This is a genomic window from Streptomyces sp. NPDC008139, assembly GCF_042957025.1.
GTDB lineage: Bacteria > Actinomycetota > Actinomycetes > Streptomycetales > Streptomycetaceae > Actinacidiphila.
In genome coordinates this window covers 98,813-113,388 of record NZ_JBIBHM010000019.1, presented here as the reverse complement: position 1 = coordinate 113,388, position 14,576 = coordinate 98,813, and the positions used below count along the sequence as shown (strand labels likewise).

Genomic DNA, 14,576 nt, shown 5'->3' with positions numbered 1-14,576 from the left:
TACGTGGTGGCACGACGCCGACTCGACGCCGAGCTGGTGCGCCGGAGTCTCGCGCGCTCGCGGGAGCACGCAAGCCAGCTGATCGCCGCCGGGCGGGTGACCGTCGGCGGCGCGACCGCCACGAAGGCGGCCACGCAGGTGGAGACCAGCGCCGCGGTGGTGGTGGCGCGCGACGCCGACGAGCCTGACTACGTGTCGCGCGGCGGACACAAGCTGGCCGGCGCGCTCGCCGCGTTCCAGCCGCGCGGGCTCACCGTCGAGGGCCGCAGGGCGCTCGACGCGGGCGCGTCCACCGGCGGCTTCACCGATGTGCTGCTGCGGGCGGGCGCCGCCGAGGTCGTCGCGGTCGACGTCGGCTACGGCCAGCTGGCCTGGTCGTTGCAGAGCGACGACCGCGTCACCGTCAAGGACCGTACGAACGTCCGCGAGTTGACGCTCGACCACATCGACGGCACCCCCGTCGACCTGATCGTCGGCGACCTGTCGTTCATTCCGCTCGGTCTGGTGCTGCCCGCGCTCGTACGGTGCGCCGCGCCCGACGCCGATCTCGTACTGATGGTGAAGCCGCAGTTCGAGGTGGGTAGGGAACGACTGGGCAGCGGTGGCGTCGTCCGCAGCACCCAGCTACGGGCCGAGAGCGTACGCAAGGTCGCCGCTCAGGGGGCGGAGCTGGGGCTCGGGGTGCTGGGCGTCACGGCCAGTCCGCTGCCCGGACCATCCGGGAATGTGGAATATTTTCTGTGGCTGCGGGCCGGTGCGCCTCCTCTGGACCCGGCCGATGTCGACCGTGCTGTGGCGGAGGGGCCCCGTTGACCACCAAGACCGAATCCGGAACCGGATCCGAAGCCGGACGCGACGGGCAGCGCGGAACGGGCGGCGCCCGTACCGTCTTCCTGCTCGCCCACACCGGCCGCCCGGCCGCCATCCGCAGTGCGGAACGCGTGGTCAAGGGGCTGCTGAGGTGCGGGATCGGCGTACGGCTGCTCGCCGAAGAGGCTGCGGACCTGCCGCTGCCCGCCGAGGTCGAACACGTCACGGAGCCGGGTCCCGAGTCCGTCGAGGGCTGCGAGCTGATCGTCGTACTCGGCGGTGACGGCACGCTGCTGCGCGGCGCCGAATTCGCCCGCGCCTCCGGGGTCCCGCTGCTCGGCGTGAACCTCGGCCGGGTCGGCTTCCTCGCCGAGGCCGAGCGGGACGACCTCGACAAGGTCGTCGACCGCGTCGTCACCCGCGAGTACGAGGTCGAGGAGCGGATGACCCTCGACGTCCTGGTCCGCAACGACGGACACATCGTGCACACCGACTGGGCGCTCAACGAGGCCTCGGTCGAGAAGGCGTCCCGCGAACGCCTCCTGGAGGTCGTCACCGAGGTCGACGGCCGCCCGGTCTCCCGCTTCGGCGGCGACGGCGTCGTCTGCGCCACTCCCACCGGCTCCACCGCCTACGCCTTCTCGGCCGGCGGGCCCGTGGTCTGGCCCGAGGTCGAAGCGCTCCTGATGGTGCCCATCAGCGCTCACGCCCTCTTCGCCAAGCCCCTGGTGACCTCGCCCCGCTCCGTCCTCGCCGTCGAGGTACAGCCCAAGACGCCGCACGGCGTCCTGTGGTGCGACGGCCGCCGCACCGTCGAGCTTCTCGCCGGTGCCCGCGTCGAAGTCCGCCGGGGCGCCGTGCCCGTGCGGCTGGCCCGGCTCCACCACGCCTCCTTCACGGACCGTCTCGTCGCCAAATTCGCCCTCCCCGTCGCCGGATGGCGCGGCGCCCCCCAATAACCCGCCTGACGGCGGACCGTCCGATACGCGCAGGTGGGCGCCCGTCGTGGGCGTGAGGACAGTGCGCTGACCTTGCGCAGGGCCTGGTCTTTTCAGGGGAGGCCCTGTACGTCCGCTGGGCACAGGTGGGCGCCCGCCGCGGGCGCGAGGACAGGACGCTGCCCTTGCGCAGGGCCTGGTTCTTAGGGGCGGGGGGAACTGCGCGACCAGCCCCCACCGGGCCGTCGGCCCGAGAACAGCCGATCTGCCCCGCTGGGGTCGGTGGTGCCCTGCGGGAGCGCTTCGGCCGGCCGCGCAGCCCCAGCTACCGCTGAAAAGATCGGTGTGCCGCCCCGGCGAAGAAAGGCCCGGGGCCGTGCCCCTGAAGACGCTTGCCCCCTCCGCGAGGGGGACCGTTCGGGGCCGAGCCCCGGAGATGCGTACCGCCCTCCGCAGGGGACCGTCGCGCGGCGGGGCGCAAACCTCGTATGGTCGTACCCGTGTTGGAGGAAATGCGAATCCGGTCGCTCGGGGTCATCGAGGACGCCGTGGTGGAACTCTCACCCGGCTTCACCGCGGTGACCGGCGAGACCGGTGCGGGCAAGACCATGGTCGTGACCAGCCTCGGCCTGCTCCTGGGCGGCCGGGCCGATCCTGCGCTGGTACGCATCGGCGCGAAGGCGGCGTCCGTCGAGGGCCGGATAACGATGGCCCCCGGCAACCGGGCCTCCGTACGGGCGGAGGAAGCGGGCGCGGAGCTGGACGACGGCGCGCTGCTGATCAGCCGTACCGTCTCGGCGGAAGGCCGCTCACGGGCGTTCGTGGGCGGCCGTACCGTCCCGGTGGGGCTGCTCGGCGAGCTGGCGGACGACCTGGTGGCCGTGCACGGCCAGACCGACCAGCAGGGCCTGCTGCGCCCGGCGCGGCAGCGCGAGGCCCTGGACCGGTACGCGGGTGACGCCGTCGCGGCGCCGCTGGCGAAGTACGGGTCGGCCTACCGCAGGCTTCGGGAGGTCGCGGCCGAGCTGGACGAGCTGACGACGCGGGCCAGGGAGCGCGCGCAGGAAGCGGACCTGCTGCGGTTCGGCATCGAGGAAGTGGCGGCGGCCGAGCCGGTCGCGGGCGAGGACACCGAACTGGCCGCCGAGGCGGCCCGCCTCGGCCACGCCGAGGCGCTGGCGAGCGCGGCGGCCATCGCGCACGCGGCGCTCGCGGGGAACCCCGAGGACCCGGAGGGCGTGGACGCGGGCACCCTCGTCGCCGGGGCGCAGCGCGCGGTGGACGCGGTCAGCGCGCACGACCCGGAACTGGCGGGCCTGGCGGCCCGGCTCGGCGAGATCGGCATCCTGCTCGGTGACGTCTCGGGCGAGCTGGCGGGATACGCCGACAATCTGGACGCCGACCCGCTGCGGCTCGCGGCCGTCGAGGAGCGCAGGTCCGTACTGGCGCATCTGACGCGCAAGTACGGCGTCGACATCGACGGCGTGCTGGCGTGGGCCGAGGAGAGCGCCGCGCGGCTCGGCGAACTCGAGGGCGACGACGAGCGGATCGAAGGACTCACCGCGGAGCGGGACGCGCTCCGCGCGGAACTGGGCGCGCTCGCCCAGGACCTGACCGACGCGCGGGGCGAGGCGGCGGACCGTTTCGCCGCCGCCGTCACCGCGGAACTCGCCGAGCTGGCGATGCCGCACGCCCGTGTCGGCGTCGCGATCCGGCAGACCGAGACGGCCGAGCCCGACGCCGGGATCGAGGTGGGCGGCAGGGCCGTGACCTTCGGCCCGACCGGCGCCGACGAGGTGGAGCTGCAACTGGCCCCGCACCCCGGCTCCCCGGCCCGGCCGATCGCCAAGGGCGCCTCGGGCGGTGAGCTGTCGCGCGTCATGCTCGCCGTCGAGGTGGTCTTCGCCGGGTCCGACCCGGTGCCGACGTACCTCTTCGACGAGGTGGACGCCGGAGTCGGCGGCAAGGCGGCCGTCGAGGTCGGCCGCCGCCTGGCGCGCCTGGCCCGTACCGCGCAGGTCGTCGTGGTCACCCACCTCCCGCAGGTCGCGGCCTTCGCCGACCGGCAGCTCCTGGTCGAGAAGACCAACGACGGGTCCGTCACCCGCAGCGGCGTCACCATCCTGGAGGGCGAGGCCCGGGTGAAGGAGCTCTCCCGCATGCTCGCCGGCCTCGAGGACTCCGAACTGGGCCGCGCCCACGCCGAGGAACTCCTCGCCGCGGCCAAGGCCGCCCGCTGACCCCCCGACACCACAGCCCCCGCCCACCGGCCGCGCCCCCGTCCACCGGCCGCGCCCCCGTCCACCGGCCGCGCCCCCGCCCACCGGCCGCGCCCCCGCCCACCGGCCGCGCCCCCGTCCACCCCAGCCCGCTGCCGCCGGCCGCGTCGCGAGCCCCTGACCGTTCCGGTCGAACGTGCCCGAGGTCTCGCGGCGGTCCGATGAGCGGGCCCGGACGCCGACGTCCGGCTGCGCCGCCCGTGCGGGCGGGAGGGCGCGTGGCCGTCAGCCGTTGCGGCGACGGCGTGCGGCGGGAGGGTGAGGTCGGTCGCGTGGCGGCCTGTGGAAGGAGGCCGGGTACGCCGGGGCGCGGCGAGGACGGTACGGTCTCTCGGCTGCGGAGGTCGGCTGGCGCTGGGGACCCTTGGCGGTCCGGGACAGGGGCGGGGTCGGACGCGGCGCGTCGGTCGGGCGGGCCTGAGGTCCGTGGCGGTCCGGGTCCGGAGGACGTCGTCGCGGTCGGATAATGTGCCGCGCGCGGCGGGAGCGCGCGGAGACGGCTTTCCGGGGGCGTGGCGGGGAAGGCTCTGCGGGCCGGGTAATTGCGCAGCCGGGCGCGGCGGTTGGCCGCGAGCGGACGACGGCGACGACGTGGAGGCAGCGGGATGAGCAGGCGTGGCTGGAAGGGGCGGTCGGGACGGCTGTCCGTCGGCATGGCGGCGGCCGGTGCGACCCGCGCGGCCTACGCGGAGCTGCGCAGGCGGCCCCCGGTCGAGGCCCGGATGTGGCAGCGCAGCAACTACGCGGGGCGCGGTGTGGAGCTCTACGGCGGTCTGGCCGCCGCGGCCGGGGCCGCGACCGCCCTGGGCACCGCGCGCGGCCTGACCGTACGTTCCCGGATCGCGGCCGTCGGCGCCGCACTGGCCGCGGGCGCCTGCGGGGCCTACGACGACCAGGCCGGCTCGCCCGACGAACGCGGCTTCGGCGCGCATCTGAAGGCGCTGCGCGAGGGCCGGTTCACCTCGGGCGCCGTGAAACTCCTCGGCATCGGCGCGGCCGGGCTCGCCGCGGGCACCCTGCTCAAGGTGCGGCCCTTCGACCAACTGCTCGCGGGCGTCGTCATCGCGGGCACCGCGCACGCGGTGAACCTGGTGGACATCTCGCCCGGCCGCGCCGCGAAGGCGGTCATCGCCGTCAGCGTGCCCGGCCTGCTGCGCCGCGGCCCCGCGGGAGTGCTGGCCGCGGCCCCCGTGGGCGCCGCGGCGGCCGTACTCGGCGACGACCTCAGCGAGCGGACGATGCTCGGCGACGGCGGCGCCCACGCGCTCGGCGCTGCACTGGGCGCGGCGATCGTCGTCGCCAACGGCAGGACAGGGCTGCTGCTGCACGCGGCGGCGCTCATCGCGATGACCGCCGCGGGCGACCGGATCTCCTCCCACGAGCGGTTGTGGAACGCGCCCGGAGTACGGCACGTTGACTCCTGGGGCCGCGTGGCACACCCGTATGGGTGATCCCAAGGGCGGGTGAGCGGGCCTGAGCGCGACCGTGACCGGTGACCCGCGGGTGCGGCCTGGCATCCTGGAGGGGTTGCCCGTACCCGCCAACGCCCGCCGTCCCGTGCCGAGTCAGGAGCAGTGCCCCGCGTGAGCAGCATGTCCACCCCCTTCCAGGGGCAGCTCCACGCCGTGCACGTCATGGGCACGACGTCGGGAGCGCACGTCAGCTCGCTGGCGGGCGGGCTCGTGGCACGGGGTGTCGCGGTCACCGTCTGCGGGCCCCCCGCCGCCGAGGCCGACTACATCTTCGCCGGCACCGGCGCCCGCTTCGTCCCCCTCGACATCGGCCGCAGGGCCGCCGCCGCCACCGACGCGCCCGCCGTCGCCGCCCTGCGCGCCGTCTTCTCCGGCGCCGGAATCGTCCACGCGCACGGCCTGCGCGCCGGACTGCTGGCCGCGATCGCGCTCGGCGGCCGCAGCACCCCACTGGTCCTCACCTGGCACGGCGGCGCCCCCGCGGAACACGACGGCGCGGGCCGCGCCGCACTGCTGCGCTGGCTGGAACGCCGGGCGGTACGCGGCGCCACCGTCGTCCTCGGCGTCTCCGCCGAACTCGTCGACCGGGCCCGCCACCTCGGCGCCAAGGACGTCAGGCTGGCACCGGCCGCCGTACCGCGCCCGGTCGCCCCGCCGCCGCACCTGCCAGGCGACGGGGAGCGGCACACCCACAAGACCCGCGCCGAATTCGGCGCAATCGACCGCCCGCTGCTGCTGGCCGTCGGCCGCCTCGAAGCCCACAAGGGCTACGACCTCCTGCTGGACGCCGCCGCCCACTGGACGGGTCTCGAACCGCCGCCGCTGGTCGCCGTCGCGGGCGAGGGCAGTAGGCGCGCGGCCCTCGAGAAGCGGATCGAGGCGGAACAGCTCCCGGTGGTCCTGCTCGGCCGCCGCGACGACGTGCCGGAACTGCTCGCCGCCGCCGACCTCGTCGTCCTGCCCAGCCGCTGGGAGGCCCGCCCGCTGATCGCCCAGGAAGCCCTGCACGCGGGCGTCCCGCTGATCGCCACCGCTGTCGGCGGCACCCCCGAACTCGTCGGCGACGCGGCCGTCCTCGTCCCCTACGGCGACGCGGCGGCCCTCGCCCGCGCCGTCGGCACCCTGCTCGCCGACCCCGGCCGCCGTACCGCCCTGTCCGTGGCGGGCCGCGCCCAGGCCGCCACCTGGCCCACCGAGGACGACACGGTGGCTCAGGTGCTCAGCGTCTACGACGAGCTGACACAGGTCTGACGGACCGGGGTCCGGGACCCGCTACGCGCGGAAGGCCCCGGTGGCGGTGAGCCGCAGCGCCGTGTCGATCAGCGGCACATGGCTGAACGCCTGCGGGAAGTTGCCGACCTGGCGCTTGCGGCGCGGGTCCCACTCCTCGGCGAGCAGACCGAGGTCGTTGCGGAGCGCCAGCAGCTTCTCGAAGAGCTTGCGGGCCTCCTCGACGCGGCCGATCATCGCGAGGTCGTCGGCGAGCCAGAACGAGCAGGCGAGGAACGCCCCTTCGTCACCGGGCAGGCCGTCCAGATTCTCCTCGCCGTCGGCGCCGCTGGAGACGGGGTAGCGCAGGACGAAGCCGTCCTCGGTCGACAGCTCCCGCTGGATCGCCTCGATGGTGCCGATGACCCGCTTGTCGTCCGGCGGCAGGAAACCCATCTGCGGGATGAGCAGCAGCGAGGCGTCCAGCTCCTTGGAGCCGTAGGACTGCGTGAAGGTGTTGCGGTCCCGGTCGAAGCCCTTCTCGCACACGTCGTAGTGGATGTCCTCGCGCAGCTCCTTGAGCCGCTCCAGCGGGCCGTCGACCTCGCCGGACTCGATGAGCTTGACGGTGCGGTCGACCGCGACCCAGGCCATCACCTTGGAGTGCACGAAGTGGCGGCGCGGGCCCCGGACTTCCCAGATGCCCTCGTCCGGCTCGTTCCAGTGCTTCTCCAGGTAGCGGATCAACTTGAGCTGGAGGACGCTCGCGTAGTCGTTGCGGGCCAGGCCCGTCATGTGGCCCAGGTGCAGGGCCTCGGTGACCTCGCCGTACACGTCGAGCTGGAGCTGGTGGGCCGCGCCGTTGCCGATCCGGACGGGGGAGGAGCCCTCGTAACCGGGCAGCCAGTGCAGCTCGTTCTCGCCCAGCTCGCGCTCGCCCGCGATGCCGTACATGATCTGGAGGTTCTCGGGGTCGCCCGCCACCGCGCGCAGCAGCCACTCGCGCCAGGCGCGGGCCTCGTCGCGGTAGCCGGTGCGCAGCAGCGAGGACAGGGTGATCGCGGCGTCGCGCAGCCAGGTGAAGCGGTAGTCCCAGTTGCGGACCCCGCCGATGTCCTCGGGCAGCGAGGTGGTCGGCGCGGCGACGATCGCGCCGGTCGGCCCGTACGTCAGCGCCTTGAGCGTGATCAGCGAGCGCACCACCGCGTCCCGGTACGGCCCGGTGTACGTACACTGCTCGACCCACTCGCGCCAGAAGTCCTCGGTGGCGGTCAGCGACGCCTCGGGCTCAGGCAGTGAGGGCTGCGGCTTGTGCGACGGCTCCCAACTGATGGTGAACGCGATGCGGTCCCCGGGCGCGACGGTGAACTCGGAGTACGTCGTCAGATCCTGGCCGTAGGTGTCGACATCGGTGTCGAGCCACACGGAGTCGGGCCCGGCCACCGCGACCGTACGGTCGCCGACCTTGTGCACCCACGGCGTGATCTGCCCGTAGGAGAAACGCATCCGCAGGGCGGAGCGCATCGGGACGCGGCCGTGCACGCCCTCCACGATCCGGATGACCTGCGGGGCGCCGTCACGCGGCGGCATGAAGTCGATCACACGGACCGTGCCGCGCTCGGTGTCCCACTCGGACTCCAGCACCAGCGAGTCGCCCCGGTACCTGCGGCGGGTCGCGGCCGGCGGCTGGTCGTCCTTGCCGTGTGCGGGGCCCAGCCGCCAGAAGCCGTGCTGCTCGGTACCGAGCAGTCCGGCGAAGACGGCGGGCGAGTCGAACCGGGGGAGGCACAGCCAGTCGACCGTGCCGTCCCGGCAGACCAGTGCGGCGGTCTGCATATCACCGATGAGGGCGTAGTCCTCGATGAGCCCGGCCACGTGCAACTCCAGTCGAACGACAGGCGCCGCCCCCGCTGGGGACGGTCTTGCGGTCTGGGGATTTTGGACGAGCTCATGACCCGGGAACTGGGCGGGGATAGTGCCGTGCCGGTCGGCTCGTAGCAATGCGTCCGTGCAGGATACGTCGTCCGAGGAGGGCGTGCGCATGTCTCCGCGATCTTCGCTCCGCCGGTCGGGTGTACCGGCCCCGCGGCGGCTCCACGACGGCCCTGCGGCGGCGCTACATCGGCCTTACTACGGCCCTTCGACGGCCCTTCGGCGGCCCTTCGACGGCCAGAAGAGCGCACGAAAACTGCCCGAAGAACTCACGAACACCTCACGAAGACCGCCCGACGACCGCCCGGAGGCCGCGCGACGACCGCCCGGAGGCCGGGCGGTGGCGGTTCGGAGTGGCGGAAGTCATCCGTCGTGCCCGCCGGCCGCCGTGGCGCATCATTCGGCGGCCGGGGTCGCTGATACCCTGGTAGCCCGTGGGCCGGTGGGATGAACCACTGAACCGCCGCGACGGCGCTCCCAAGCACGAACGCCGTCCCGACCCTCACCTCGCGACCACGGGAGCCCCCTCTTGGCAGCTTTTCTGAAGAATGCGCCGAAATCCACGACGACCAAGCACATCTTCGTCACCGGTGGTGTGGCCTCCTCTCTCGGCAAGGGCCTGACGGCCTCCAGCCTCGGGGCGCTGCTCAAGGCACGGGGCCTGCGGGTCACCATGCAGAAGCTCGATCCTTATCTCAACGTGGATCCGGGCACCATGAACCCCTTCCAGCACGGCGAGGTCTTCGTCACCGACGACGGCGCCGAGACCGACCTCGACATCGGCCACTACGAGCGCTTCCTCGACGTCAATCTGGCGGGTTCCGCCAACGTCACCACCGGCCAGATCTACTCCACGGTGATCGCCAAGGAGCGGCGCGGCGAGTACCTCGGTGACACCGTGCAGGTCATCCCGCACATCACCAACGAGATCAAGTCCCGCATCCGCCGGATGGCCACCGACGACGTGGACGTCGTCATCACCGAGGTCGGCGGCACGGTCGGCGACATCGAGTCGCTGCCGTTCCTGGAGTCGGTCCGCCAGGTCAGGCACGAGGTCGGCCGGGACAACGTCTTCGTGGTGCACATCTCGCTGCTGCCGTACATCGGCCCCTCCGGCGAGCTGAAGACCAAGCCGACCCAGCACTCGGTGGCCGCGCTGCGCAACATCGGCATCCAGCCCGACGCGATCGTGCTGCGCGCGGACCGCCATGTGCCGGATGCCATCAAGCGGAAGATCTCGCTGATGTGCGACGTCGACGAGGACGCGGTGGTCGCCGCGATCGACGCGCCCTCCATCTACGACATCCCCAAGGTGCTGCACACCGAGGGCCTGGACGCGTACGTCGTCCGGCGGCTGGACCTGCCCTTCCGCGATGTGGACTGGGCCCAGTGGGACGACCTGCTCAAGCGGGTGCACGAGCCCGCCCACGAGGTGAAGGTCGCGCTGGTCGGCAAGTACATCGACCTGCCCGACGCCTATCTGTCGGTGACCGAGGCACTGCGCGCCGGCGGATTCGCCAACAACGCGAAGGTGCACGTCAAGTGGGTCACCTCCGACGACTGCCGGACCCCGGCGGGCGCGGCGGCGCAGCTCGGCGACGTGGACGCGATCTGCGTGCCCGGCGGCTTCGGCGACCGAGGCGTCGAGGGCAAGGTCACCGCGATCACCTTCGCCCGTGAGAACCGCGTCCCACTGCTCGGACTCTGCCTCGGCCTGCAATGCGTGGTCATCGAGGCCGCGCGCAACCTCGCCGGGATCGCCGACGCCAACTCCACCGAGTTCGACCCCGGCACCGGACACCCGGTCATCTCCACCATGGCCGAGCAGCTCGACATCGTGGACGGCAAGGGCGACCTCGGCGGCACGATGCGCCTGGGCACCTACCCGGCGAAGCTCGCCGAGGGCTCCATCGTCCGCGAGGTCTACGGCGACCAGCCGTACGTCGAGGAGCGGCACCGGCACCGCTACGAGGTGAACAACGCTTACCGCGCCGAGCTGGAGAAGGCGACCGGCATCGTCTTCTCGGGCACCTCGCCCGACAACAAGCTCGTCGAGTACGTCGAGTACCCGCGCGAGGTGCACCCGTACCTGGTCGCCACCCAGGCGCACCCCGAACTGAAGTCCCGCCCGACCCGGCCCCACCCGCTGTTCGCCGGGCTGGTCAAGGCGGCGGTCGCGCGCCAGCAGCAGGACCCGCAGGAGCGGCAGGGCTGAAGGCGGCGTTACGGGAGCGGGCCCGGCGCCCGCTCCCGGTCACTCGGTACGGTCACGGACTCGGAAGGCGCAGCATGCTGAAGGACACTCAGGAGGAGTGGCGGGTCACCGTGACCTCCACGCCGTTCACCGGCAAGAAGACGTCGGTACGCACGGACGAGGTGGTCATGCCCGACGGCACCACCGCCGTCCGCGACTATCAGGTCCACCCCGGCTCGGTGGCCGTCCTCGCCCTCGACGACGCCGATCGCGTCCTCGTACTGCGCCAGTACCGGCACCCCGTACGGCAGAAGCTCTGGGAGATCCCGGCCGGACTGCTCGACATCCCCGGCGAGAATCCGCTGCACGCGGCCCAGCGCGAGCTGTACGAGGAGGCGCACGTCAAGGCCGAGGACTGGCGGGTCCTCACCGACGTCTACACCAGCCCCGGCGGTACGGACGAGGCGGTACGGATCTTCCTCGCGCGCGGTGTCTCCGAGGCGGACGGCGAGCGCTTCGCGGTCGCCGAGGAGGAGGCCGACATGGAGCTGGCCCGCGTCCCGCTCGCCGACCTCGTCAGCGGGGTACTCGCGGGCGATCTGCACAACAACTGCCTGGTCGTGGGCGTCTTCGCGCTCCAGGCCGCGATGAACGGCGCCGGTCTCGACGCGCTGCGGCCCGCCGAGTCGCCGTGGCCCGCGCGGCCCTTCACGCCCTGACCGTCCGCTCCACAGCTTCTTCACAGCTCCCTCATCGGTCTCGATGATCCGATGGAGTGATCATTTACGCGGTCGGCCGCGTCGGAGCCCCGGACCGGCCCGACCGCGTGAACTAGGCTCGTCGCCGTAGCCGCGTACCCGCGCATCCGCGCCCCGCGCGGACGACCCCACTGAGCCGGGAGCGTAGGCCGTGACGGATCAGGCGCTGAACCCCAACGGGACCCCTGCGGGAGCGGACGCCTCGGCGGCACCTGAACCGGACACGGCCGCCGCACCGGCCAAGGCGCGCGCCCGCCGCCGACGGTCGGCTTCCGCCGGCTCGCCGACGCGCAAGGGCCCGGCCCCCGAGGCCCCTTCAGCCGCAGTCGAGTCCGGGCCCGAGCAGACGCCCGCGAAGGACGCCGAGCCGTCGTCCGTGACCGGCCGCAAGGCCGAACGCACCGCCGCCGGACCGGACGCCGGGCCGGAACCCGAGTCCGAGTCGGTGCCGGACGCACCGGCCGCGCGTCCGGCGAAGGCCGGGGACGCCGCTGCCGGGAGGGGGGTCGGCCCGGAGTCCGAGTCGGTGTCGGACGCGCCGGTCGCGCGTCCGGCGAAGGCCGAGCGCACCGCCGCAGTCGCGCCGGGAACCGAGAAAGGGTCCGGGGCGGACACCGGGGCCGACGTCGAGGCGGACCCCAAGCCTGATCCCACGCCTCATCGCAAGGCCGACCCCGCGGCCGACCCCAAGGTCGGGACCGCGCCCGCCGCGCCCGTGGCGAAGGGCGAGCGCGGGCCCGAGGCGCCGGGCGCCGCGCCTTCGGATGTCGGCGCGGGCGCGGTCCGCCCGGTGAGCCGGACCGGCGAGGTCACGGTGCGGGTCGGCGCCGCCGTATGGGCGGGAGGCTGGGCCGAGGGTCAATTCGTGGGCCGGGAAAGGGAGTTGGCGGAGCTGCGCGGGGAGATCGGACGGCCGGGCCTCGGAAAGCAGGGGAAGGGGCGGGCGCGCGTGCTGCTCGTCGCCGGACGCCCCGGCGTCGGTCGGACCGCGCTCGCGCTCCGCCTGGCCGAAGACCTGGCCGACGACTACCCGGACGGCCAGGTCTTCCTGCGTATGACCTCCCCGGAAGGGGAGCCCGTACCCGCCGAGCAGGCCGTCCGCGCCCTCCGCCGAGCCCTCGCCCGTACTCCTGGACCCAGTGGCTCCGCCACTCCCGTAACACCCGCCGCTCCCGCCCCGGCCGCCCCGTCCGGCGGCCCCGCCGCCACCTCGCGCAAGACGCTCCTCGTCCTGGACGACGTCCTGCGCGCCGATCAGCTCGACGGGCTGATCCCCGACGCGCCCGGCAGCCTTGTCGTCGTCACCTCGGACGGCCCGCTGCCCGGAGTGCCGGACGTGCGGCCGTGCACGCTGGGCGGGCTCGACACGCCCGCCGCCGTGGAACTGCTCGCGCACAGCATCGGCTCCACCCGGGTGACCTGCGACCCGCGCGCCGCCGAGGCGCTGGTGCAGGAGATCGGCGGGCACCCCACCGCGCTGCGGCTGGTCGCCGCCTGGCTCGCGGCCCGGCCCACGCTGTCCGTGGCGGACGCCGCGACCCGGCTGCGTACGGTCTCGGCCGACGCGCCCGCCACGCCCTCGGCCGAAGCGGACGGGACGGCGCCTTCGCGCGCCACCGCGCAGGGCGAACTCGTACGGTCCTTCCGGCTGGTCTACGAGGACGTGCCGCAGACCGCCGCGCGGATGCTGCGACTCCTGTCGCTGGCACCTGCGGGCATGGTCGACGCGCAGGTGGCCTCGGCGCTCGCGGGCTGTTCCGTGGTCGCCGCGCAGAGCACGCTCGACGATTTCGTCGGCGGGGCCCTGCTGGCGCCGGGTCCGGTGACGGGTGACGAGCTGCCGCCGCAGTACCGCCTGCCCGGCTGCTTCGAGCCGCTGCTGCGCGGGCTGCTCGAATCCCGCGACCGCCCGGAGGAGGTCCGGCTGGCCCGGGCCAGGATGCTGGAGCGGACCGTACGGCTGCTGCTGTCGTGCGGCTCGGCGCTCGTGCGGATGCGGCTGCCGGACGACGGCCCGCGCAGCCTCAGCTTCGACTCGCCCGTGACGGCCGCCGAGTGGCTGCGGTCCCGGCTGCCCGCGCTGCTGGCCTCCGCGCGGGTCGCCGTCGCGGACGGCGACCTGGACACCCTGGCCAGACGGCTGATCGCCGCCCAGGTGCAGGCGCTCGCCGCTTTCCCCGGCGGGAACGCGATGGCGGCCGAGCAGTACGAACTGCACGGCCTGGTCCTGGACGTCGCCGAGCGGCGCGGCCTGGACCGGGAGAAGGCGGCGGCACTGATCAACCTCGGCGACCTGGACGCGGCGGCGGGCCGTTCCGACCGGGCGCTCGACCGGTACCGCGCCGCACTCGGCGCGGCCCGCAAGTGCGACGACGCGGAAGCCGAGGGCCGGGTACTGGAAGCCCTCGGCGGTACGTATCAGGAGCGGCACGACCCGCAGCGGGCCGCCGACTGGTACGGCAGGGCGCTCGCGCTGCGCCAGGAACGCGGCGAGACCTTCCACGAGGCCCGGCTGCACGGCCGGATCGGCGCGCTGTTCACCTACGACGGCCGGTACGGGCCCGCGCTGCGCGAATGGCGCGCCGCCGCCGGGGCGTACCGGCGGCTGGGCGACCTGGGCGCGCAGGCCCGCGCGCTGACCGAGGCCGCGCGGGTGCAGGAGTACGCGGGCTACCCGGAGGACTCGCTGCGGACCTGCCGCGACGCGCTGTACTGGGCGCGCAAGGCGGGGGAGCGGCGGCTGGAGGGCGCGATCCTGCTGCGGCTCGCCGACACGCTCGACCGGCTGGGCGATCCCAGCGGCGCCACGGTCCAGCGCGCCGCCGCGAACCGCCTGCTCAGCGAGGGCGAATCGGCGCCGAACTGACGATCGCCGCGCTGTATACCTACGAAACTGCCAATGGTCTCGGCCAAAGTGGTCACTTTGTAAGGCTGGACAGAGGGTCTTCCTTCACTAGACTGGCTTTTGCCGCCCCAAAGCGGTC

Annotated in this window: 9 protein-coding genes; 8 read left to right on the top strand and 1 reads right to left on the bottom strand. The window is 73.8% G+C overall.

The features are described 5' to 3' along the window. Positions 1-6 precede the first annotated feature (6 nt). The 5 genes from ACFZBB_RS31905 to ACFZBB_RS31885 all read left to right on the top strand — a co-directional run bounded on the left by ACFZBB_RS31905 (position 7) and on the right by ACFZBB_RS31885 (position 6,750). Positions 7-813 (top strand): TlyA family rRNA (cytidine-2'-O)-methyltransferase, encoded by an 807-nt coding sequence (locus tag ACFZBB_RS31905; protein ID WP_391048624.1) that lies wholly within the window; start codon positions 7-9, stop codon positions 811-813. Next, positions 810-1,769, top strand: a complete 960-nt coding sequence (locus ACFZBB_RS31900) for an NAD kinase (protein ID WP_391129810.1) — start codon at positions 810-812, stop codon at positions 1,767-1,769. Before ACFZBB_RS31905 ends, ACFZBB_RS31900 begins: the two co-directional genes overlap by 4 nt. A gap of 467 nt (positions 1,770-2,236) precedes the next feature. Next, positions 2,237-3,988, top strand: a complete 1,752-nt coding sequence (gene recN, locus ACFZBB_RS31895) for a DNA repair protein RecN (RefSeq protein WP_391129807.1) — start codon at positions 2,237-2,239, stop codon at positions 3,986-3,988. Between the two features lie 644 nt (positions 3,989-4,632). Further along, positions 4,633-5,478 (top strand): hypothetical protein, encoded by an 846-nt coding sequence (locus tag ACFZBB_RS31890; RefSeq protein WP_391129804.1) that lies wholly within the window; start codon positions 4,633-4,635, stop codon positions 5,476-5,478. A 141-nt stretch (positions 5,479-5,619) separates the two neighbouring features. Further along, on the top strand, positions 5,620-6,750 hold the full coding sequence (locus ACFZBB_RS31885) for a glycosyltransferase (protein WP_391129854.1): 1,131 nt from the start codon (positions 5,620-5,622) through the stop codon (positions 6,748-6,750). A gap of 21 nt (positions 6,751-6,771) precedes the next feature. On the opposite strand, the gene ACFZBB_RS31880 is transcribed toward ACFZBB_RS31885, so the two are convergent. Then, on the bottom strand, positions 6,772-8,589 hold the full coding sequence (locus ACFZBB_RS31880; RefSeq protein WP_391129801.1) for a glycoside hydrolase family 15 protein: 1,818 nt from the start codon (positions 8,587-8,589) through the stop codon (positions 6,772-6,774). Between the two features lie 592 nt (positions 8,590-9,181). Between ACFZBB_RS31880 and ACFZBB_RS31875 the strand changes: the two genes are divergently transcribed. The 3 genes from ACFZBB_RS31875 (at position 9,182) to ACFZBB_RS31865 (ending at position 14,458) form a co-directional block, all read left to right on the top strand. Then, positions 9,182-10,855, top strand: coding sequence for a CTP synthase (locus ACFZBB_RS31875; protein ID WP_391129851.1), 1,674 nt, complete (start codon positions 9,182-9,184; stop codon positions 10,853-10,855). A gap of 74 nt (positions 10,856-10,929) precedes the next feature. Beyond that, entirely contained in the window at positions 10,930-11,553 is a 624-nt protein-coding gene (locus tag ACFZBB_RS31870; protein ID WP_391129798.1) for an NUDIX domain-containing protein, read from the top strand. 190 nt (positions 11,554-11,743) lie between these two features. Then, positions 11,744-14,458, top strand: coding sequence for a tetratricopeptide repeat protein (locus ACFZBB_RS31865; protein WP_391129795.1), 2,715 nt, complete (start codon positions 11,744-11,746; stop codon positions 14,456-14,458). Positions 14,459-14,576 lie beyond the last annotated feature (118 nt).

Coding starts and splice junctions, on each gene's coding strand:
- ACFZBB_RS31890 (WP_391129804.1), top strand. CDS start 4,633: ATGAGCAGGCGTGGCTGGAAGGGGCGGTCGGGACGGCTGTCCGTCGGC.
- ACFZBB_RS31885 (WP_391129854.1), top strand. CDS start 5,620: ATGTCCACCCCCTTCCAGGGGCAGCTCCACGCCGTGCACGTCATGGGC.
- recN (WP_391129807.1), top strand. CDS start 2,237: ATGGTCGTACCCGTGTTGGAGGAAATGCGAATCCGGTCGCTCGGGGTC.
- ACFZBB_RS31870 (WP_391129798.1), top strand. CDS start 10,930: ATGCTGAAGGACACTCAGGAGGAGTGGCGGGTCACCGTGACCTCCACG.